The sequence below is a fragment of the Streptomyces sp. NBC_00459 genome (assembly GCF_036013955.1).
GTDB lineage: Bacteria > Actinomycetota > Actinomycetes > Streptomycetales > Streptomycetaceae > Streptomyces.
On record NZ_CP107903.1, the window covers coordinates 9,270,759 to 9,292,186 of the forward strand.

The following is a 21,428-nucleotide window of genomic DNA, read 5'->3' on the forward strand; positions in this document are numbered from 1 at the left end:
CACCCCCCTCTCGAACTGGATTTACCGTCCAGTAGGATCGCCCGGCACACCATCCGAGGAGGAAGCGTGCCCCGGTCCCAACGTTCACCCCTGCTGCTCGCCGGTCTGCTGGCCGCCGCAGGTGTCACCCACTTCGTCGCGCCCCGCACGTTCGACGCGATCGTGCCGCGCTCGCTGCCGGGCACACCCAGGACCTGGACGTACGCCAGTGGCGCCGCCGAACTCGCACTCGCGGCCGGGATCGCGCTGCCGCGTACCCGGCGGGTCGCCGCGCTGGCCACGGCGGGCTTCTTCGTCGGGGTCTTCCCGGCCAACGTGAAGATGGCCGTCGACTGGCGGAACAGGCCCGCCGCCCTGCGGGCCGGAGCCATCGGGCGGCTGCCGCTCCAGGTTCCGCTCGTCCTGTGGGCACGCAGTGTCGCGAAGAACGGAGAGGTCCGGTCATGACAAAGGTGAACGTCGGGGACAAGATCGAGGACTTCGAGCTGCCCGACGAGAGCGGAGCGCCGCGTCGGCTGTCCGAACTGCTCGTCGACGGGCCGATCGTTCTCTTCTTCTATCCCGCTGCCCTGACTCCCGGCTGCACCGCCGAGGCCTGTCACTTCCGGGACCTGGCCGCCGAGTTCGCCGCCGTAGGCGCGCGGCCGGTGGGCATCAGCGGTGACTCCGTCGACCGCCAGCAGGAGTTCGCGCAGAGCCACACGCTCGGCATGCCGCTGCTGTCGGACGCCGACGGGACGGTCCGTGAGCTGTTCGGCGTCAAGCGCGGGTTCTCGGTGCTGCCCACCAAGCGGGTCACCTTCGTCATAGCCCAGGACCGGACGGTCCTGGAGGTCGTGACGAGCGAGCTGAGGATGAACACCCACGCGGACCGTGCTCTCGCCGCACTCCGCGCCCACAAGGGCTGACGCGCTCCTGAGCTGGTCCTGGCCGCCCGCAGCGGGGCGGTCAGGAGGGGTTGCCGGGCCGGGGTGGGTCGTCGGGGTTGATGCCCCGGGGCCCAGGGACCATCCTGGGGCGTATGAAACAAGTCGCCGCCGCGGTGATCATCGATGCCCGAGGCATGGTGACGGGATGGAGCGAGGGTGCCCGGCGGCTGACGGGGCACGCGGCGGAGGCCGTCGTCGGACGCCCGGCCGCGGACCTCCTCGCCGAGGACCCGCCGCCGACGGCGATGACCGAGCTGGCCGGTGTGGTCGCGCTCCGCCACCGGGACGGCCACCGCGTCGAACTCACCGTCAGCGCGTGCGCCGTACTGGGCGCGGACGGCGAGGCGCGGGGATTCGTCGTCACGGCCCTCCCCGAACCTGCGGCGCCCGAGCCGCAGCCGGTCGTACAGGGGCCCGCCTCGCTGGAGCGGGCCATCCGGCAGGCCTCCGTGTCGATGTCCGCCTTCGACACGAACCAGCGCTACACGTGGCTCAACGACGCCGCCTGCGATCTGATGGGGGTCGAGGAACAGACCCTGATCGGGCAGTTCTACGCGGACGGGAACATCGTGCCCGACGACCGGATCAGCGAGGGATTCCTGCTCAACCTGCGCGAGGTCACCCGCACAGGCGTCCCCGTCCGCTACGAGACCTTCGGCAAGGACGCGGACGACGGCCGGGAACACGCGTGGAGCATGGAGATGTGGCCGGTCCGCGACGACCTGGGTGCCGTCGTCTCCGTGGGCATCGCCGCGTTCGACAGCAGCGAACAGCACTGGTCGCGGCGGCGGCTCGCCCTGCTCAACGAGGCGGCCGCGGCCATCGGGACCACCCTCGACGTCGTGCGCACCGCCGAGGAACTCGTCGAACTCGTCGTGCCCCGGTTCGCCGACTTCGTCAGCGTCGACCTGCTCGACTGGGTGCTCGGCGCGGAGGAGCCCACGCCCGCACAGGCCGACGAGGTCGTACTGCACCGGGTCGCCCACGGATCCGTCACCGAGGGCACACCCGAGGCCGTCATCGCGCTGGGTGCGAAGGACACCTATCCGCCGTCCACCCCGCCCGTGCGGGCGATCGCGGAAGGCCGGGCGGTACTCGGACGGGTCGGCGAGCGGGCGTTCGACGAGTGGGTGGCGGAGCGCAACGCCCGCGAGCCCGTCGGTCGCCCGTACCGCAAGGGCGTCCACTCCATGGTCACCGTGCCGCTGCGGGCCCGCGGCACCACCCTGGGCGTCGCGGTCTTCCTGCGCATCGGCCGACCCGACCCCTACACCGAGGACGACGTCGTCCTAGCCGAGGAACTGACCAGTCGCGCCGCCGTCTGTGTCGACAACGCCCGCCGCTTCGCCCGCGAGCGCACGACCGCGCTGGCCCTGCAACACAGCCTGCTGCCCCGGGGGCTGCCAGGCCAGGCCGCGGTCGAGGTCGCCCACCGCTACCTGCCCTGCGGATCGGTGGCCGGCATCGGCGGCGACTGGTTCGACGTCATCCCGCTGTCGGGCAGCCGGGTCGCCCTCTGCGTCGGCGACGTCGTCGGACACGGCATCCAGTCCTCCGCGACCATGGGACGGCTCCGCACGGCCGTACGGACCCTCGCGGACGTCGATCTGCCGCCGGACGAGCTCCTCACCCACCTCGACGACCTGGTCACGCATCTGGCCGACGAGGAGGACGGTGCGGACGTCGCCGAACTGGGCGCCACCTGCCTCTACGCCGTCTACGACCCGGTCTCGCGCCGGCTGACCCTCGCCTCCGCCGGGCACCCGCCGCCCGCCTTCGTTCCGCCCGGCGGTGTCGCCGAGCTGATCGAGGTGACGGCGGGACCGCCGCTCGGCGTGGGCGGCCTGCCCTTCGAGGCGACCGAGCTGAAACTGCCCGAGGGCTCACTCCTCGCCCTCTACACGGACGGACTGATCGAGGACCGCGACCGGGACATCGACCACGCCACCGCCGAGCTGTGCCGCGCGCTGAACCTGCCCGGAGCCTCGCTCGACGCCGTGTGCGACGCCGTGCTCAAGGCCGTGCTGCCCGAGCAGCCCGGCGACGACGTGGCCCTGCTGCTCGCCCGCACGCACGCACTGGGCGCCGGCCGGGTGGCCACCTGGGACGTCCCGCCGGACCCCGCGCACGTGGCCGTCACCCGTCAGTCCGCCATGGAGCAACTGGCCGCCTGGGGGCTGGAGGAGGAGGCCTTCGTCACCGAACTCGTCGTCAGTGAACTGGTCACCAACGCCATCCGGTACGGCGAACCGCCCATCCAGCTGCGGCTGATCCGCGACCGCGCCCTCATCGTCGAGGTCTCCGACGGCAGCTCCACCTCACCGCACCTGCGCCGCGCGCACGTCTACGACGAGGGCGGCCGTGGTCTGCTGCTCGTCGCCCAGCTCACCCAGCGCTGGGGCAGCCGCCAGACGGGCACCGGCAAGACGATCTGGGCGGAGCAGCCGCTGCCGACGGAGTAGATCCGCAAGGGATCCGAACCCGGCCGAGCGGTCCTGTCGTGTGATCCGGCCGGGTGGTCCGTTCAGCGACCGGTCACTGGAAGTCGCACCCGGGGTTCGGCGCGTCCTCAGAGAAGGGCGAGCCGTGCGGCAGCACGTACAGGACGTCGAGCACGACGGGCGTGCTGCCGAGATTCCGGCCTATGTGGACGTTCCCGGGACCGGCCGGCTCGCTGATGGCGCTGCCCTGCGGATACTCGCCGTCGGATGCGCAGGTGGAGTCGAAGTGGCTGAGGGTGCCCTGTTTGACGAGACCGTAGAGCGGCCCGTCGTGGTAGTGCCAGCCGGTGGCCTGGCCCGCGGGGATGGTGATCTCCCGCAGGGTGTAGTCGGTGTCGCCGATGGTGGTCTGGGCCAGTATTCGGCCCGACACTCCCGGCCCGGGCGGGGTGGCGTGGGCGGTGCCGCAGGCGAGGACCGCGGTGACCGTGACAGCCCCGGCCGTGGCGGTGCGAAGCAGATTGCGCATGTTGGAGTCCCCCGATGGCGAGAGCGTGAGCGCGTCATGACAGGTCAACGTGATCGTAGAGGGGTGGGGTGGCGGCGGAAAGAGGGAGAGGCTCCCGCCGAACAGAACGCGCCGGTGACTGCCCGTCCGTCACGTACGGGCAGTCACCGGCTCCGGGGTGGAGCGGGATTTCAGGCTCGCTCGGCCACTGCCTCGGCCGGGATCTCCGTCTCTGCCGCCCTGCCCGTTTCCGGCCGGGGCCGACGCGGAATCCCCAGCGCGCACAGCGCGCCCGCGAACACCACGACGACACCGACCCACACCGCCGGGTGCAGCCCGTCCACGAACTGCTGCGGCGAACCCGTGCTGCCGTGTGCCACGAACACCGTGCTCAGTACGGCGATCCCGAGCGCCCCGCCGATCTCCCGGACGGTGGTGTTGGCGCCGGACGCCTTGCCCGCGTGCTCGCGGCTGACCGAGCCCAGCACCACCGCCGCTGTCGGCGCGAACACGAAGCCCATGCCGATCCCGGCCACGATCATCGGCCCGACCAGGGAGGAGTACGTGGTGTCGATGTCCGCGACCAGGTTGATCCAGCCGAGCCCGACGCCCTGGAGGAAGAGGCCCAGGGCCATCAGCCGGCCGCCGCCCACCTTGTCGGTGAGCAGGCCCGCGACGGGGGCGACGAACATCGGCATCAGTGTCCAGGCGAGCGTGCGGACCCCGGCCTCCAGCGGCGAGCGCGGCGGCACGATCTGGAGGTACTGGGCCAGCAGGAAGAGGGACCCGAAGACACCGAAGTACATGGTCGCCGAGACGACGTTGGTGAGGGTGAACGCCCGCACCCTGTAGAAGGACAGCGGCAGCATCGGCTGCGGGACCCGGGCCTCCCAGGCGACGAACACGGCCAGCAGAACCGCGCCCGCTGCGAACGCGCCGAGCACCTCGGCCGAGGTCCAGCCGTCCGTCTCGCCGTTCACGATGCCCCACACCAGTGCGAACAGGCCGGCGGCGGCCAGCACCATGCCGACCAGGTCGAGTGCGGCTCCGGGCAGCCTGCTCTCGCGGAGCGTTGCAAGGACCAGCGGCACGGCGACGATGCCCACCGGTACGTTGATCCAGAAGATCCACCGCCAGTCCAGTCCCTCGACCACCGCGCCGCCCACCACCGGGCCCATCGCGACGGCCAGACCGCTCACACCCGACCACAGGCCGAGCGCCAGCCCGCGCAGCCGGTCCGGGACGGCCTGCGAGAGGAGGGTGAGCGACAGCGGCATCACGGCCGCGGCACCGAAGCCCTGCACGGTACGGAACGTGATCAGCTGCGCGCTGGTGTCGGAGAGGCCGCAGCCGACCGAGGCCAGAGTGAAGACGACGATGCCGATCACGAAGACCGCGCGTCGGCCGAACCGGTCACCGAGCGCGGCCCCCGTCATCAGCAGACAGGCGAAACTGAGGACGTACGCGTTGACGAACCACTGGAGCTGCTGGGTGTTCGCCTCCAGGTCGACGGCCAGTGTGTGCAGGGCCGTCGAGACGACCAGGTTGTCGAGCGCGACCATGAACATGGGCACGCTGCACGCGACGATCGCGACCCACAGCGGCACCCGCCGGCCGGTGGCCGGCGGCGCGTCGGCCGCGTCCTCCACGACCGGGTTCTCTTCGGACAGCGTCATGGCGGGGGAGTCTCCTAGGGGGAGTGGCTGATCCAGTAATCGAGTGGTCCAGCGATCCGGTGGTGCGGTGGTGCGGCGGTAGTCGGCAGGAGGGGTCAGACGGTCGGTGAGCTGCCGTCGGCGTCAGCGCGCTCCTGGGCGGCCAGCCGGTCGCGCGCGTCCGACCAGTCGATGGGCAGGTCCGCCGCCGGGGTCTCCCAGAAGGTGAAGACCGAGCGGTTCATCGTGGAGCGCAGGCCGGTCATGACCGACTTGTGGGGCTCGGTCCGCGCGTAGGTGTAGAGGGCCTGCTTGTCCTCCCAGGCCGACAGTGTCCAGAACGTGCGCTTCAGCGGCTCGGCGATCAGCGAGGCGCCGTACGCGCCGGGCGCGCTCTTCACCTGCTTCCACGCGGCGAGGGACCGCAGGAAGAAGCGGGGGACGTCCTTGAGGGAGCGGACCTCCAGGCGGGACGCCATGACGAACGCCGTCGCGTCCGGAGCGGGCTTGTTGACAGTGGTCCAGGGCAGGGTGGGCATGGCTGCGGCCTTCTTCTGAGAGGCAGGGCGGAGCAGAGGCTCTCTTGGATACCTTCGCTATCCATGTTAGACAGTAGAGGTATCCAATGACCAGAGCGGAGCCCGACCGATGCGCATGTCCGAGCTGAGCCGCCGCAGTGGCGTCTCCGTCACGACGATCAAGTACTACCTCCGCGAAGGTCTCCTCCCGGTCGGCCGCCAGCTGTCGGCCACGCAGGCCGAGTACGACGAGAACCACCTGCGCAGACTCCGGTTGATCCGCGCGCTGATCGGCGTACGCGGCCTGTCCGTCAGTACCACCCGGGAGGTGCTGGGCGCCCTCGCCGAGCACACCGCGGACACCCACCGCCTCCTGGGGCTCACGCTCGGGGCGATCCGGCTGGCCGACGAGACCGAGGCGGACTCTCCGGAACCGGCCGAAGTCGACGCGCTGATCGAGGAGTTGGGCTGGGACGTGCACAAGTCCGCCCCCGCCCGCGTCACACTGGCCGACACCCTCGCCTCGCTGCGCACCCTCGGCTCACCACTGGACATGCGGGTCCTCCTGCCGTACGCCCGGCTGGCCGAGGAGACCGCGGTCCTCGATCTCGACCAACTGGACGGGATCGAGGACCCGTTGGAGGTCGCCGAACGCGCGCTCCTGCTCACCGTCCTCCTGGAACCCGCGCTCATGGCGCTGCGCCGCATGGCCCAGCAGAACGAGTCGGCCCGGCGGCACGCCGACGGGGCGGACGGGCTGGACCGGGCGGACAACTGACCCGGCCTACCGGCCCAGTTCGCGCAGCAACTGGGCCGCCGCCTCCTTCCCGGCGGAGAACGCGGCCTCGTGCGAGCCGATCTGGTCGTGGTACTGCTGCTTGGAGTGGAAGTACGAGCCGCACAGCTTGACCCGGGGTCCTTCGTTGACCTCGTAGACGGTCTGCTGGGCGCGGCGCATCGCCATGTCGAGGACCGGGTGTTCGTAGTGGAAGGTGCGGATGACGGTGTCCTCGGCGACCGGCAGCGGGCAGTCGAGGGTGACGAAGTAGTCGGTCTCCGACTCGAAGTCGTGCAGCTTGTTCATGTAGTAGGCCACGTACGTGCGCGGCTGCCCGTCGACCGTCACCTTGCCGTAGTTCCAGGCCTCCCAGCGGGACCGGTCGGCCGGCATCACGGACGGATCGGTGTGCAGGATCACCGTGGAGGCGTTGTAGCGCAGCGGCGCGAGCAGCTCGCGCTGTCGGTCGGTGGGGTTCTCCAGGAGGGCACGGGTCACATCGGCGTGCGTGGCGAGCACCACGTGGTCGAAGCGCTCGGAGCCGCCCGCGGTCCGCACGGTGACCCCGTCCTCGTCCTGGTGGATCCCGGTCACCGGCTCGGACAGCCGCACCTTCGGGTCGATCGCCGCGAGCACCTTGCGGACGTACGAGATCGAACCGCCGCCCACGGTCCGCCAGTCCACGCGGCGGCCGCCGAGGCCGGTCTCGTCGTGGGCCATGAAGAACGCGATCACGGTCGTGGCCGGCATCTCCCAGACCAGTTCGGCGGGCACCGACCACACCGCGCTGCACAGCAGGATGAAGTAGCCGTACCGGAACTCCTGGCTGTAGCCGCCCCGGTCGAGGTACTCGCCCATCGGCATGTCAGTGCGCTTGCGGAAGAAGTCCCGGCGGCCCTCCTCGTGGAACCGGCGGGCCTCGCGCCAGATGGTCTGGAACGCCTCCGGGTAGCGGGCGCGCACCTCCTCCTCCGGCAGGTCCATCTCGTCGCTGCCGTACTGCACGCCCTCGGTGAGGTCGAAGAAGTTGAAGCCGCTCAGCAACTGCTTGGATTCCACGCCCAGTTCGTCGAAGAACCCGCTGAGGTTGGGGTAGGCGGGGCGGTTGAAGACGACGAACGCGGTGTCGATGCCCAGGACCCGGCCGGCGTCCTCGACCTCGACGGTGTTGGCGTGTCCGCCGTAGTGGTCCTCGCGTTCGAACAGGGTGATCTCGGCGTGCTCGCGCAGGGCGTAGGCGGCGGAGAGGCCGGCGACGCCACCGCCGACGACGGCGATGCTGGGCTTGGCGGACATCGAGTGCTCCTTGGAGTCAGCTGGTGAGCGTGGTGGTGACCAGTCCGCCCGGTGTGCCTTCTGCGGCGGCGACTGCCACCACATGACCGGGGCTCGGATGGATGAGGTCGAAGTGCCAGCGCCGGCGCGCCGGCTCGGGTTCACCGGTGTCGTACAGGCGGATGGTGCCGCCGGTCAGGCCGGTGAAGGCGATCGTGGACAGGTCCCGGCGCAGGCCCGTGCCGAGCGCCTTGAGGTACGCCTCCTTGAGCACCCAGTAGGCGGCGACATGGTCGGGGAGTGCGGCGTCCGGGACGGCCGCCAGTTCTGCGCGCTCCCGGTCGGCGAAGAATCGGGGGAGGTGCGCGACCGCGTCGGCGCCCGCCGGTGAACGTTCGGCGTCCACCCCGCAGGCCCGGCCGCCGTCGGTGACCACGCAGGCGGTCAGGCCGTCGGTGTGGGAGAGGTTGAAGCGCAGCCGGTGCTCCGCGGACGGCTCGGGTTCCGGTCTGCCGTCCGAAGTGGTGTGAAAACGCCAGGAGTCGAGCGGTCGGCCGGTGCGGGAGCTGAGGGCGTGCCGGGCCAGCAGCCGGGCGGCCAGCCGGCGGCGCCGTTCGGGCGGCGCGAGGACGCGCTCGCACCGCTCGCGCTCGGCGGCGTCGAGCAGGGCCGGACCGCCCGAGCGATCGATGAACGCCTCGGCGGCCGAGTCCGGCAGCAGCCACAGATGGCGGTCGGGGTTCGGCATCCGGCACTCCGGTCAGAGCCCGGCGGCGGGCAGGTCGCCGCGCTCGGCGAGCGGGAACTGCCAGTACGAGAACAGCCGGTTCTCCCGGTGCAGATGCCGCAGCACCCGCATCACGTCGTCGACCACACCGGCGTCGGTGACGGCTTCGTGAGGACGCAGGTGCCGTCGCACGCGCTCCAGTTGGAGCAGGAGCAGCGCGCCGCTGGGCAGCGGGTCCTCGAACGCGGCGGCGGAGTGGACGTAGGTGTGCACGCAGGCGGCGGCAGCGTGCAGGAGGCAGTACTCTTTGGCCAGGTCGAAGAGTTCGGCGGACTGGCCGTACTCCCGGCCCAGCGACGCCTTGAGCGAGATCACGCGCTCGCGCAACGACTCGGCCCCGGCGAGGAGTTGCTCCGCCGTGTCAGCCGCCCGGGTCAGCCGGTCGCGCTCGTCCCGCTTGGCCTCCCCGGCCAGCCGGCGCAACCGTACGAGCGCGGCGGGCGCGGCGAGGAGGGCGTCGTCCCGGCCCCGGCTGTACAACTCCTGGTCCCAGGGCCGGTACAGCGGCAGCTCGCGGTCGATGCCGTAGAGCACGGCCGCGCGTTCGCCTGCCTCCTCGCGCAGTGTCCCGTCGGCGGTCGCGGCCGTGGTGAGGAGGCCGTCGAGCTGGAGCGCGATGTTCTTGAGGTTCACGACGGTGTTGCCGTCGGCGAAGTTGGCGACCGGCAGATCACGCAGCATCTTCTGGTGGATCGCGTAGTGCGGATGGTCGCGCAGATAGAAGCGTGCTCCGAGTACGACGTTGAGCTGGGCGAAGGTGCGCTCCAGGACCGTCGGCACGAAGTACTTGACGACGGACGACCACACGCTGGTCTGCTCCGGCACCACCTGCAGGGCCCGCACCGCGCCCAGACTGACCGCGTCGGCGACCATCAGATCCGCGAAGCACTCCACCAACTGGCGCCGGGAGTAAGGGACATCACTGACCGTACGGCCGAAGACCGTCCGCCCCTCGGTGAAGTCGAGCGTGATCCGCAGCCCCGTGTCCACCGCCGACAACGCGATGCCGCTGATGAGGGCCCGGGCCGTATGCGAGGTCTTGAGCGCGATCTCCAGACCCTGTCCCTCTCTGCCGATCAGCGCGGAGTCCGGCACGAAGACCCGGTCGAGACGGAAACCGCTCATGTCCAGCCCGCGCAGTCCGTGCATGCGCTCGCGCGGCAGCTCGTCCACGGTCCCGGCGGGGGTCTGCCGTTTGTCGAGGACGAAGACGGAGTAGCCGCCGGGTCCGCCCCGGGGGTCGGTACGGGCGTGGACGCTGAGCCCGTCGGCGACCCGGCCGTTGCCGATCAGCCACTTCTCCCCGGTGAGGAGATAGCCGCCGTCCGTCTTCTCGGCGGTCATCTCGTTGGCGAGCAGATCACTGCCGTGCCGCCGCTCGGACAGGCCCCAGGCGTAGCGGGTTCCGTGCTGGATGGCGTCCACCATGGCCCGCTTCTGGGCGTCGGTGCCCGCCACCCAGGCCGGCATGAAACTGAGGCTGGTGATGATGAACGCGGTCGCGGTGGTCGGGTCCCGGCGGGCGATCAGCCGCATCAGGTTGAAACCGATCTCCACATCGCCCGCCTTGCCGCCCTGGGCGCGGGGGAGCGAGTGGTCCAGCGCGCCCCAGCGCTGGAGAAGGTTGACGAACTCGTAGGGATAGTCCTCCCGTTCGTCGTACTCGAGGACACGGGTGTACGGCATGCGGCTCGCGGGGTCGTGCGGATCGCCCAGGTGGCGTTCCAATCGCCCGGCCAGCTCCGTGAGGTCCGACTTCGGCACGGGGTCTCCCAACGGTCAGTGGTCGGCGGCGGGTTCGGGGTGCGGCGCGAGTTGCTCCGGGTGCGCGCAGAAGAGTTGGTTACGGGTGTGCAGCTCCGTGGTGATGTCCAGGGCGGGGAGGAGTGCGTGGGCCTCCCGGCGTGGGTCGGTGCCGTCCGCTCGGGCGAGGAGATAGGCGAGACACGCGGCGAGCCAGCGGGTGTCGCCGGGCTCCGCGCCGAACAGGGGGCGGGTGGGGTTGGCCCACCAGAGGAGGAGACAGCAGGCGGCGGCGTGGAGGTGGGCGAAGCGGTCCGCGGCGTCCACCAGGCCGGTGTCTCGGTCGGCCGTGGCCATGTCTTCGGTCAGTTGGGTGAGGCTGGTGGTGAGGCGGGTTGTCAGAGATGCGGTTGTTCGGTCGCCCTGGGTGGTGAGGGCGGTTGTTGCATGGGGCGCGATGTCGAACAGGGCTGTGGTTATGGGGGAGTTGCCTCGGGCGGTCAGGTCCAGGCGTTCTGGGACGTATGGGGGGAGGGGTTCGGTGAGGTCGAAGACCTCGCGTATGTGGCGGGTGAGTTCTCGGCGTTGGGAGTTCTCTTCGACGGCGCGTGCTGCGCCGTCGTGGTTTGTCGCGCCGTTCCCCCCGCCCCCGGGTCCGTTGCCCTGTGCCAGTGTCGGTAGTTGAGCCGCGTATGCGCGCAGGTTGGCCAGGGTGCTGGTGTCCACGACTCGAACGATCGCCGCGTCCCGCTGGAGCTTCTGGAACAGGCCGTCGCCCGGGCCCTCCGTGCGGAGTACCGAGCGGGTCGCCAGGACCGTGGCGCAGCGGCGGATCAGGTCCTCGGTGTTCTCCGCGACCACGTGCTTCGCCGCGCAGCCCCAGACGCTGAACACCTCCGGGAACACATGGATACCCCGGGCGGCGGTCAGAGCTGTGACGTCCGCCGCCAGGAGAGCGGCCGACGCGACCGCCAACTCGCGCCTGGGATAAGGCGATTCTCGTACCGTTGCGCGGCCGACCCGGCGTGCCGACGCGAAGTCCAGGGTCAGCCGCAGGGCAGTGTCCGCGCAGCCGAGGCTGCCGGCCATGCTCATCACCCGGACCACCTGCTGGGCCTTCATCACCGACTCCAGCGCCTGCCCCTCGTGGCCCACCAACGCCTCGGCGGGGACCGGGAGTCGGTCGAAACGGAGGTGGGCGAAGTCGACGCCCCGCATACCCGAGGTGGGAACGGCCGGGCCGCGCTCGACGTCTCCTGACAGGTCGAGCAGCACCGCCGTGAAGGCGCCCGGCCCCCGCCCGCCCGTCCGGGCCACGAGATACAGCGCCTCGCAGCGGCGGCCGAGGCCCACCATCCACTTCTCGCCCGACAACTCCCAACCGTCCAGGGCCGGTTCGAGTCGCACGGTGTTGGCCAGCAGGTCGCTGCCGTGGTCGGCCTCCGACAGGGCGAAGCCCACCGCGCCGCCCCTGCCGAGGATCTCCGCCACATGCTTCTGCTGCTCCGGCGAGCCGTGCAGTGCCAGGCAGGTCGCCGCGGTGATGCCGAACATGGTGCCCGGCATGATGTTCAGGTCCCGGCGGGCGGCGGTGCGGACCGTCACCATGCTGTGCTCGAAGGACTCGAACCGGCCGCCCCACTCCGTCGGCAGGTAGTTGAGATGGAAGCCCGCCTCGCGCAGCGCGGCGCACAACTCCTCCGGGAACGCGTCCTGTTCGTCACGGCGGACGGCCGCCGCGAATCCGTACGGGTTGTCCCCGTCGTACGGATCGCCCAGCAGACGCTCGATCTCCCCGGCGGTCGGCGCGCTCATCGCGTGCCCTCCGACTCAGCCTGGGGTTCCAGGGGAACGGGGCGATAGTCGGCCGCCGACGCCGGGATCCGGACGCCGGAGACGCGGAGCTGGGCCAGGCGGGTGTGGAACGCGGCTCCGCGCATCAGATGGTGGGCCACGTCCGCGACCCGGCGGTTGCCCGGGGCCTTGAGATAACTGGCGGTGACCCAGTCGTTGAACGCGCCCATCGCCGGACCGCACCACACCTGGTAGTCGAGCACGCGGTCCGGGTCGCCGACCGTCGACCAGCGGGACGCCATGCCGAGGTACCAGCGGAACACCAGCGCCATCCGCCGCTTCGGGTTCTCGGCGGCACGGGCCAGCTGCTCGGGATCACGGCGGCCGAAGTAGCCGACGCACTCCTGCCAGACGTCGTCCAGCGGGCGGCGGATGATCTGGGTCTCCAGCCGGGCGCGCTCACTGTCGGGCAGCGCCTCCAGGCCGTCGTACCGCTGGTACAGCTCGTACAGGCGCTTGGCGCGCATCGGGAACAGGGTGCCCTTCTTCAACACCTGGAGTTCCACGCCCATTTCGAACATGTCGGCGGCCGGCGCCATCTCGCAGTCCGCGATGCCCGCGTCCGCCAGCAGTTCCTTGGTCGGCTTCGACGCACCCGACTCCACGCACGACTGGTTGACCGAGCCGGTGACCACATAGGCCGCGCCCATGGTGAACGCCGCCGCGACGGAGGAGGGACAGCCGAGGCCGCCCGCCGCGCCCACCCGGATCGGGGTCGGGTAGCGGTGGTCGTGCTGGACGGTGTCCCGCAGCCGGAGGATCGTCGGGAGGAGGGCGGTGAGCGGGCGGCGGTCGGTGTGGCCGCCCGAGTCGCCCTCGACCGTGATGTCGTCGGCCATCGGGACGTACTTCGCCAGGTCCGCCTGTTCGGCGGTGATCAGGCCCTGGGAGTGGAGGGCGCTCACCAGAGCCGCCGGTGCGGGGCGCATGAAGCGCTCCGCCGTCTCCGGGCGGGAGATCTTCGCGATGAGCCGGTGTGCGGCGACGACCTCACCGGACGGACCGCGGCGCAGGCCGGCCAGACGGTAGCGCACCACGTGCGGGCTGAGGCTCATGAAGGCCGACGCCTCCACACACCGCACCCCGTACCGCAGGAACAGCTCCACCGCCTCCCGTTCCAGGCGCTCCTCGCTCGGGCTGTGGATCAGATTGACGGCGTACGGCAGCCCCGGGATCTCGGCGGCGAACCGGGTGAGCGCCTTCTCGATGGTCTCGGGCAGCAGCCCGGCCGCCCCGTACGAGGCGAGGAAACCCTCCTGGGCCAGGGCGATCACCAGGTCGGCCGAGGCGATGCCGCCCGCCATCGCGCCCGCCATATAGGCGTACCGGACGCCGTGCGCGGCCAGGAAGGCCGGGGAGCCGAGAGCGCGCGGGGGAAGCGGGCCGGCGGCGGCCAGGAGGGGGAACCCCTCGCCCGGTGTGGCCCGGCCCCCGGAGACGGCGCCGATGCCGGTGGGTGTGCGGACGACGAAGGCGGGCCGGTCGAGGTCGGCGAGTGACCGGTAGATGCCGGCCGGGTCGGTGCCGGGGCTGCTGTCTCCGTACCACCGCAGAGGAGTGGTCTGGGTGTGCATGGTCGGGGTCGTCTCCTCTGAGCCGGTCAGGCCCGGTCGCGGGTGGTGTCGGGGCTGACCTCGATGGCCACGTCGGTGAGTTCGTAGATGCGCAGCCCCGGCTTCCACAGGTCGGCGTCCGCGATCACCACGAGCCGCCCACCGTCCCGGCGGACCTCCTTGACGTGGACGTCGAAGCGCAACTCCCCGTCGTGACGCAGGATCTGGCCCCGGTACTTCCAGCTCGTCGGGACATCCACGGCGAGACCGAACCGGGGGTTCTCGATTCCCTCGGCGAGGCCCTGCTCCAGGACGAACAGGCGCAGTCCCTGGAGGATCGCCTCCACACCGAGGGAGCCGGGCATCACCGGGTCGCGGTGGAAGTGGCAGTCGAAGTACCACTCGTCGGGCCGGACCTGGCGGTAGCCGTGGAGGTATCCGGCGCCGTGCCTGCCGCCGTCCGCGACCAGGTCGACGTGGTCGACGAGGTGGTAGTGACCGCCGGGCAGGTGCAGCCGGCCGCCGGTCGGGTCGGTGAACGCCGGTGCCTCGTCGGGGAGTTCGATGCGGCGGATGCGGGAGGCGGCCGGTTTCTCCTGCTCGATCCAGGGCGCGACGTACGTCCCGTTGTCCAGGCCCACCTGGTTGGTGAGCGCTGCCTCGCTGAAGTAGCCGAACAGGGACTCGCCGGTGTAGAAGACCTCGCCGTCGGCCGAGAGTTCGTACTTGAAGTTCTGAAGTACGGCACCCGACACGGCACTTGTCATCAGCAGCGTGGAGTGATGACGGATCGTCCTGCCGCGCAGATCGATGTCCTTGACGTACGTCGCCCTGCCGTCGAGGTTGCGGATCGAGTACTCGGTCGTCGGCTGCTTCAGGGTGGCGCCCAGGTAGTAGCCGTTGAGGATGGCCGCCTGGAGCGAGGTCTCCATCAGCACGCAGTTGGGCAGGTGGGGATGCGCGTTCTCGCGGTAGTACCAGGCGTCCGCCGGTGAGTCGTACTCCGTCACCATTTCCGCACCCGGCTTCAAATCGCCCCGAGTGCCGGTGAGTTGCATGATGCGGTCCACGAACTGGAAGTCCCCGTTGGGGATGTACGGGGCCCGGCTCTCCTTGTACACGTCGAACTCGGGGCCCATCGCCGTACCGAGGTCGCCCTTCGCGGCGTGCGCCAGATGGAGTTCGTTGATCAGGGCGGGCTCACCGGCGCGGTTGCGGCGGCCGAGGAACTCCGGGATGCCGCCGGGGCCGGCCCGGTAGGGCGTACCGTCCTTCTCGCGGATCTGGATGCCGAAGTTGCGCATCCGGATCACCGCCTTGTCGCCCAGGTACACGAGGATGTCGGCGACGACGGAGGGACGCGGCAGCAGCGTCAGCTCCATGATCTCGATCTCGTACCGGATCTCCCGGTGCTTCGGTGTGATCTGGCCGCGGACCTGCACCTCGGTCTCCAGCCCGACGATCGTCTGGAAACGGGCGTCGGGCAGCACCAGGTGCATGCCCTGGTGGAGCAGATACGCCTGGAGGGTCTGGACGGCGCCCTCCGCCACCATCGACCCCGCCAGCACCGGATCGTCGGGGAAGTGGCACTCGAAGTACCAGGCGTCCGGCTCCAGCCGCTTGTGAGCGGTGATCGCACCGATCCCGCGCGGCCCGCCCGTACGGTCGATGAGGATCTCGTCGACCATCCGCAGCCGCGCGTCGGGCAGCCGCAACGCCGGGTTGAGACCGGCGTCCTGGGCGTGGTGCGGCCCGAACACCTCGCCCGGCTTCCCCGCTGCCAGCAACTCCAGGTCGGCGGCGGTGAGCCGGTTCTTCTCGGTGTCGGCCAGCGGCTTGAAGGTGGTCCTGGTCAGTGCGGCGCGCCGCTTCCTGTCCCGCTCGGTGACGACGACACCCAACGGCGTGTCGAGTTCGGCCTGCGTGAAGAACCCGGCGCTGGCGTCCTTGAGTTCGAGGATCAGCTCGCCGTCGGCGTAGCAGAGATAGCTGAAGAAGAAGAGCGTGGTGTCGCCCTGACGGATGAAGCGGTTGATCGAGATGTCGTAGCGCAGGGTCTGGCCGGTCCTCGGCAGGTCGCCGTGGAAGACGAGGGTGCTGTCGAGGAGCCGGTAGACCCGCTCGCCCTTGTTGCGGAAGTCGATGCCGAGATAGCTGATGAGCAGCAGGTCGCACTGGCCGGCCTCGATGGCCACGGCCGGCGGCACCCCGCCGTCCACCGCGTACCAGGCGTCCTTCGGCACGTCGTACTCGGTGCGGATGAACGACGGTTCGTAGACGCCGGTCTCCGCCCGGAGATCGGTGACCCGGGTGACGAAGTGGTACGGGGGTGCGGGCAGCCGGACGCGCTTCGCGTAACCGTCGATGTCCGCGAACTCGGGGCCGAACACGTCCGTGATCCGGCCCGTGGCGAAGGCGAGGAGCTGTTCCTCGTCCCAGATGACACCGGGCGCCCTGGGCGGCGGGGTGACGTGAGGTGCCGCTTCGATGGCGGCGGGGAGCGGCGGGCCGGCAGGGAGCGCGGACGGCGGCGGGGCGACGGGCGCCGTGGTGGGCGCGGGGGGCACGAAGGCTGCTTCGAGCAGCGCCTCCGTGCGGGCCAGGGTGTTCTCCTGGAGGACGCGCTGTGTCTCCATCACCACCGAGTGCGTGGCCACCATCTGCTGCCGGATCTCCCGTACGAGATCGGTCGCGGCGTTTCCGGACGACCACCCGGAGGACGGGACAGGGGCGGGGGTAGTGGCACGGCCGGGTGGTGGTGTGTCCGGGGCGGCGGGCACGAGGGACCTGTGCACCGGCGCCGCAGCCGGCGCGGCCGGTTCCGCCCAGGGCAGGAAGGCGATCGGTTCGCCGTCGAAGGTGATGACCTCGATGTCGTCGAGGCTCGGGTCGGCGGGCATCGGGGCGGGTACCTCCAAGTCGGCCGCCGTACGGGCGGGTCGGGCGTCCTTGACGTCAACTGCCTGGGGAGAAAGCTCCGTTGAGCCGTACCTGGTAGCCACGCCGACGGTCGCGGGCTCGGGCCGCGCGGCGGCGAGGACCGGTGAGGCCGCCGCCAACCGCGCCGTGATGCCCGCCGGAATGGGTGCGCCGCCGCCGACCGGCACCCGCAGCAGGGCCGGTCGGGTGGCCGGCACGGGGTCCGGCCCGAGCAGTGCCATGAGGTCCACCGGCAGCCCGTGCGCGGTGAGCCGGGCCGCCAGCTGGGCCACGGAACGGGCGGCGGGGACACCGCGCCGGTCCACCGGCATCGCCACGTGCTCGGCGTCGCCGAGGGTGTCGTGCACCCACCGGGTACAGGTGGCGCCCGGACCGACCTCGACGAAGTAGCGGTAGCCACGGTCGTACGCGGTACGCACCAGGCGCGGGAAGTCGATCGCGGCGCGCAGGGTCCGCGCGATCCGCCGGGCCACCTCCGACCGCTCCAGTTCGGGGACGGAGCCGTAGTCGTAGGCGCTCAGCAGGTCGAGGCCGCCCGGGGAACCGGTCGGATGGTCGTTGAGCTCGGCGAGACCGGCCGACTCCCCGTCCACGACCGGACAGTGCATCACCGAGCCGACCGGTGAGCGGGCCGACGGGCAGCCCAACTCCTCGATCAGAGAACGGCACTGAGCGGGATCACCGGCGATCACCGCCTCGCGCGGGGTGTTGACATGGGTCAGGAACACCCTGGCGTAGGGGGTGTCGGCGCGGGAGAGGGCCTCCGTGATCCGGTCCGCGGACTCCAGCAGCACGAAGCTGCCCCACACGGCCTCGTCCGGTGTGTCCTCGGAAAGGCGCCACAGTTCACGGACGGTACGGCGGGGCCCGGACAGCCGGTCGCGGAACAGGGGAGTGGCGCTGATCCGGTCGTCCCGGCGGGCCGAGCGCTGCCAGCCGCCGGTGGCGAACAGCATGCTGCTCTCGCCCAGGCTGTAGCCGAACGCGCCGTGCGCACGCACGCCGAGCAGCTCGCGCACCAGGTCGGTGTAGAGGATCGCGAAGGTGGTGCCGGTGGCGAGCATGAACGGGATGTCCTCGCCGAGTTGGCCCTCCAGAGCCATCAAGTCCCGTCGCTCAGGGGTGACTTGAGTGCGCGGATAGAGCTGGGCCGCGCGGAAGAGCCGGTCCGGGTCGGAGGCCTCCGCCTCGAAGGTGTCGAGCAGGGACGGGAAGGCCCGGAAGAAGTCCTGGCCCAGCCCCGGGTACGAGTTGAACGCGCCCGGATAGACCAGGGCCACCTTCCCCTCCGGCCCGATCGGCCGCGGCGCGAAGCAACTCCCCGCCGGGGTCGTCCACTCCTCGCCCTTCGCAGCCGCGCCGGGCAGGTCACGTGCCGCCAACTCGAGCTGGGCACGAAGCTGTTCGGCGTCACGGCCGACCAGGACGACACGCAGCGCACTGCCCGGTAGGCGCTCGGCGGCGGCCCGGCCCAGTCGGTACGGATCGACGCCCTCGCCGAGGAGCCTCAGATGCCGGTCCACCTCGGCGAGCAGCCCGTCGACGTCCGGTGCGCCGAGCGGCAGCAGCACCGGGCCGCCGGCCTTGCGCCAGTCGCTGCGGGCGATGTCGCCCCGGGTGCGGTCGGCGGACAGGACGACATGGGCGTGGGCGCCGTCCGAGCCGATGGCGCTGACGGCCGCGTACCGACGTACACCCTGCGCGTCGCGCAGCCAGGGCCGGGACGCGTCCGGCACATGGAACGCCGATGCGGCGAAGTGGTCGGCCAGCTCCGGCGCGGGCCTGCGCCAGCCGGGTGCGCCGGGAACGTAGGCGTGGTGCAGGCACAGCACGGCGCGCAGCAGGCCCGCCATCGCGGCGGCGGTCTGGGTGTCGCCGAGCTGCGCCTTGGCACTGCCCAGCGCGACCGTGCCGGAGCCCGCCGGGTACACCTGGGCAAGCGCCCCCAGCTCGGCCGAGTCCTGCCCGGGTGTGCCGCCCGCATGCGCCTCGACATAGCCGACGTCGGCCGGGCCGATGCCGGCGGCGGCCAGCGCGTCCCCGGCGGCCAGGGCGAGCGTGTCCGCGTCCGCCTCCGGCAGCACACCCGCGACGGGCGAGGCGTGCCGTACGGCCACGGAGTCGATCCGCGCGTACGCACGCCGTTCGTCCGGGGCCGCGCCGGGACGCGTGACGACGACGGCACCCGCGCCCTCGCCGATCCGCCGGCCGTGCTTCCCCTCGCCGAAGCTCAGACCCGCCCCGGACACCGGCTTGTCGTCGCGCAGCAGCAGGTTCTCCGGCGAGGCCGCGAGATCCACCGCGCCGACCAGCACCGCTTCGACACTCTCGTCCAGCAACAGGAGTTGGGCGATCTGGAGCGCCTCGGCGGTGCCCGCGCCGTCGGACGAGACGGTGAAGGACGGTCCGGTGAGGTTCCAGAGGGAGGAGATCCGGCTCGCCATGATGTTGCCGATGTAGCTCAGCACCTCGTTGGCGACGATCGGCTCGTGGACGCCCTCCCGGGCGACGGCGGCGACGGCGGCGAACTGCTCCTCCGTCAGTTCAAGGCCGGCATCGTCGTAGGCGCGGCGGAGGAAGTCGCCGAGCCCGTAACGGGCCAGGTGCAGATGGGCACTTGGCTCGATCTCCATGGCCACGACCACCGCGATCCGGCGCGGCTCGGGCGCCTTGCGGCCCGTCGGCACCGTCCGGTCGTACCCCGCGTCGCGCAGCGCCTCGTCGGCGACCTTCGACATCAGGGCGTGCTGGAGGTTGTAGTTGCGCAGGTCGGCCGGGGGAATGCGGTTGTCGGCCGGATCGAGTTCGACGCGGTCCACGAACCCGCCCTCGGGCAGCGCCGCCCGGTGCAGCCCCGCCCGCTCCAGCGTGCCGCCGCGGGTTTCCTCCAGGCCGCGCCAGCGGTGCTCGGGCAGCGGCTGGAAGGCGTCGGTGCCGTCGTGCAGGGCGCGTTCGAAGGCGGTCACGTCGGCGAGGGTGCCGAAGTGCGAGCCGAGACCGATCACGTCGAGGGCGGGCGGTACGACGGGTTCCGCGACCCCGGCTTCCAGGGCGTCCGGCCGCTGGGAGAGGACGACATGGGCGTTCGTACCGCCGAATCCGAACGCGGAGACCGCCGCCCGGCGCGGTCCCGGCCCGCGGTCGGGCCAGTCGCGGCCCGCGCGCACCACCGGCACCTCGCCCGCGCTCGGTGTGCTGAGCGGCCGGTCGATGCCGATGGTCGGCGGGAGATGCCCGTGTGCCATCGACAGGATCACCTTGAGGAGACTGCTCAGCCCGGCCACGGTCAGCAGATGACCCAGGTTGCCCTTGACCGAGCCGAGCGGCGGGACCGTGCCCCGCGTTCCGAACCAGGCGGCGACCGACTCCGCCTCCGTGCCGTCCCCGATGGGCGTCCCGGTGGCGTGGCACTCCAGGTAGTCCACCTGCTCGGGCCCGAAACCGGCCTGGGCGTAGGCGAGTTCGTAGGAGCTGAGCTGTCCCGCCGGATTCGGCACGAGGAGATGGCGGCCGGCGCCGTCGTTCGACAGTCCGATGCCGTCGATGACCGCGTAGATCCGGTCGCCGTCCGCGATCGCGTCGGCGAGCCTGCGTACGGCGACCATGCCGGCGCCCTGACCGGTGAGGATGCCGGTGGAGCGGGCGTCGAAGGGCTGGCTGACACCGTTCTGCGGGTAGGCGTGCAGGTCGGAGAAGGACAGGTGGATGAGTGTCGGGTCTGGTGCGCACACCCCGCCCGCCAGCACCAGGTCGGCCTGTCCGGCGGCGAGATGGTCGCAGGCCAGCTTCAGCGCGTACAGGGCCGAGGAGCAGGCGGCGTCGAGGGCGTAGCGGGGGCCGCCGAGGCCCAGGGCGGTGGCCGCGAGCCGGGCGGGGGCACCGCTCACCCGGGCGTCCGCCGGGAACACGGCGGCGGGGTCGAGCAGTGGGCCCGGGGCGGGCGCGGGGCTGCCGGACCCGCGCAGGCCCTCCAGCACGGCTTCGTGGACGAGAGGCAGGCTGATGCGGGCCGAGGCCGGGGTGGGGAAGGAGTAGTCGCCGACCACCAGGCCGGTGCGGGCCAGCAGTTCCGGGCGGCCGTCGTGACCGCTGTCCCGGAGCGCCTCGCGGGCCACGTGCAGCGACCAGTGGAAAACCCGGTCGAGACCGGCGAGAGCGTCGGGGCGGAGCAGGAATCCGGTGGGGTCGAACTCGAAACCGGTGACGAAACCGCCCCGGACACAGGTGATGGTGTGATCGGGATCCGGAGCCTGCTGCCGGTCGTCGGCCGGTCCGGGAGCGGCGGGGCCGAAGACCTCCGGGCCGCCCTCCGCGCGGCTGTCGACGCCGGCGCGGAGGTTGTCCCAGAACGCGCCGGGAGTGTCCGCCCCGGGGAAGAGGCAGGAGATCCCGACGATCGCGAACTTGGTGCTCATTGAAGCTGTTCCCTCCAGGGTGCCGGGGGCCC

At 71.4% G+C, this 21,428-nt stretch carries 13 protein-coding genes; 4 read left to right on the forward strand and 9 right to left on the reverse strand.

Annotated elements, in window-relative coordinates:
- Positions 1–66: 66 nt before the first annotated feature.
- From OHN74_RS40700 to OHN74_RS40710, 3 genes are all read left to right on the forward strand, one after another.
- Positions 67–447 (forward strand): DoxX family protein, encoded by a 381-nt coding sequence (locus OHN74_RS40700; RefSeq protein ID WP_327699587.1) that lies wholly within the window; start codon positions 67–69, stop codon positions 445–447.
- Positions 444–908 carry a peroxiredoxin gene (locus OHN74_RS40705; RefSeq protein ID WP_327699588.1) on the forward strand — a complete coding sequence of 155 codons (465 nt, stop codon included), beginning with the start codon at positions 444–446 and terminating at the stop codon, positions 906–908. The genes OHN74_RS40700 and OHN74_RS40705 overlap by 4 nt, the downstream gene beginning before the upstream one ends.
- Positions 909–1,021: 113 nt before the next feature.
- Entirely contained in the window at positions 1,022–3,391 is a 2,370-nt protein-coding gene (locus tag OHN74_RS40710; protein WP_327699589.1) for an ATP-binding SpoIIE family protein phosphatase, read from the forward strand.
- Positions 3,392–3,464: 73 nt separating this feature from the next.
- Here the strand turns inward: OHN74_RS40710 and OHN74_RS40715 are convergent, their stop codons facing one another.
- The 3 genes from OHN74_RS40715 to OHN74_RS40725 form a co-directional block, all read right to left on the reverse strand.
- The gene (locus tag OHN74_RS40715) at positions 3,465–3,899 is read right to left on the reverse strand and encodes a cupin domain-containing protein (RefSeq protein ID WP_327699590.1); all 435 of its coding nucleotides are present in this window, start codon (positions 3,897–3,899) and stop codon (positions 3,465–3,467) included.
- Between the two features lie 170 nt (positions 3,900–4,069).
- Positions 4,070–5,554 (reverse strand): MFS transporter, encoded by a 1,485-nt coding sequence (locus tag OHN74_RS40720; protein ID WP_327699591.1) that lies wholly within the window; start codon positions 5,552–5,554, stop codon positions 4,070–4,072.
- 95 nt (positions 5,555–5,649) lie between these two features.
- On the reverse strand, positions 5,650–6,072 hold the full coding sequence (locus OHN74_RS40725; protein ID WP_327699592.1) for a DUF3291 domain-containing protein: 423 nt from the start codon (positions 6,070–6,072) through the stop codon (positions 5,650–5,652).
- A gap of 109 nt (positions 6,073–6,181) precedes the next feature.
- Between OHN74_RS40725 and OHN74_RS40730 the strand changes: the two genes are divergently transcribed.
- Positions 6,182–6,829, forward strand: a complete 648-nt coding sequence (locus OHN74_RS40730) for a MerR family transcriptional regulator (protein WP_327699593.1) — start codon at positions 6,182–6,184, stop codon at positions 6,827–6,829.
- Positions 6,830–6,835: 6 nt separating this feature from the next.
- Here OHN74_RS40730 and OHN74_RS40735 read toward each other — a convergent pair whose 3' ends face one another.
- The 6 genes from OHN74_RS40735 to OHN74_RS40760 are packed head-to-tail and all read right to left on the reverse strand — an operon-like array spanning position 6,836 to position 21,396.
- Complete coding sequence (locus tag OHN74_RS40735; protein ID WP_327699594.1) at positions 6,836–8,125, reverse strand: NAD(P)/FAD-dependent oxidoreductase; 1,290 nt, start codon at positions 8,123–8,125, stop codon at positions 6,836–6,838.
- A gap of 16 nt (positions 8,126–8,141) precedes the next feature.
- Positions 8,142–8,852, reverse strand: coding sequence for a 4'-phosphopantetheinyl transferase family protein (locus OHN74_RS40740; protein ID WP_327699595.1), 711 nt, complete (start codon positions 8,850–8,852; stop codon positions 8,142–8,144).
- A gap of 12 nt (positions 8,853–8,864) precedes the next feature.
- The gene (locus tag OHN74_RS40745; RefSeq protein WP_327699596.1) at positions 8,865–10,655 is read right to left on the reverse strand and encodes an acyl-CoA dehydrogenase family protein; all 1,791 of its coding nucleotides are present in this window, start codon (positions 10,653–10,655) and stop codon (positions 8,865–8,867) included.
- Between the two features lie 15 nt (positions 10,656–10,670).
- Positions 10,671–12,449 (reverse strand): acyl-CoA dehydrogenase family protein, encoded by a 1,779-nt coding sequence (locus tag OHN74_RS40750; protein ID WP_327699597.1) that lies wholly within the window; start codon positions 12,447–12,449, stop codon positions 10,671–10,673.
- Entirely contained in the window at positions 12,446–14,062 is a 1,617-nt protein-coding gene (locus OHN74_RS40755) for a PfaD family polyunsaturated fatty acid/polyketide biosynthesis protein (RefSeq protein ID WP_327699598.1), read from the reverse strand. Before OHN74_RS40755 ends, OHN74_RS40750 begins: the two co-directional genes overlap by 4 nt.
- A 26-nt stretch (positions 14,063–14,088) precedes the next feature.
- Positions 14,089–21,396 (reverse strand): beta-ketoacyl synthase N-terminal-like domain-containing protein, encoded by a 7,308-nt coding sequence (locus OHN74_RS40760; protein WP_327699599.1) that lies wholly within the window; start codon positions 21,394–21,396, stop codon positions 14,089–14,091.
- Between the last annotated feature and the right edge of the window lie 32 nt (positions 21,397–21,428).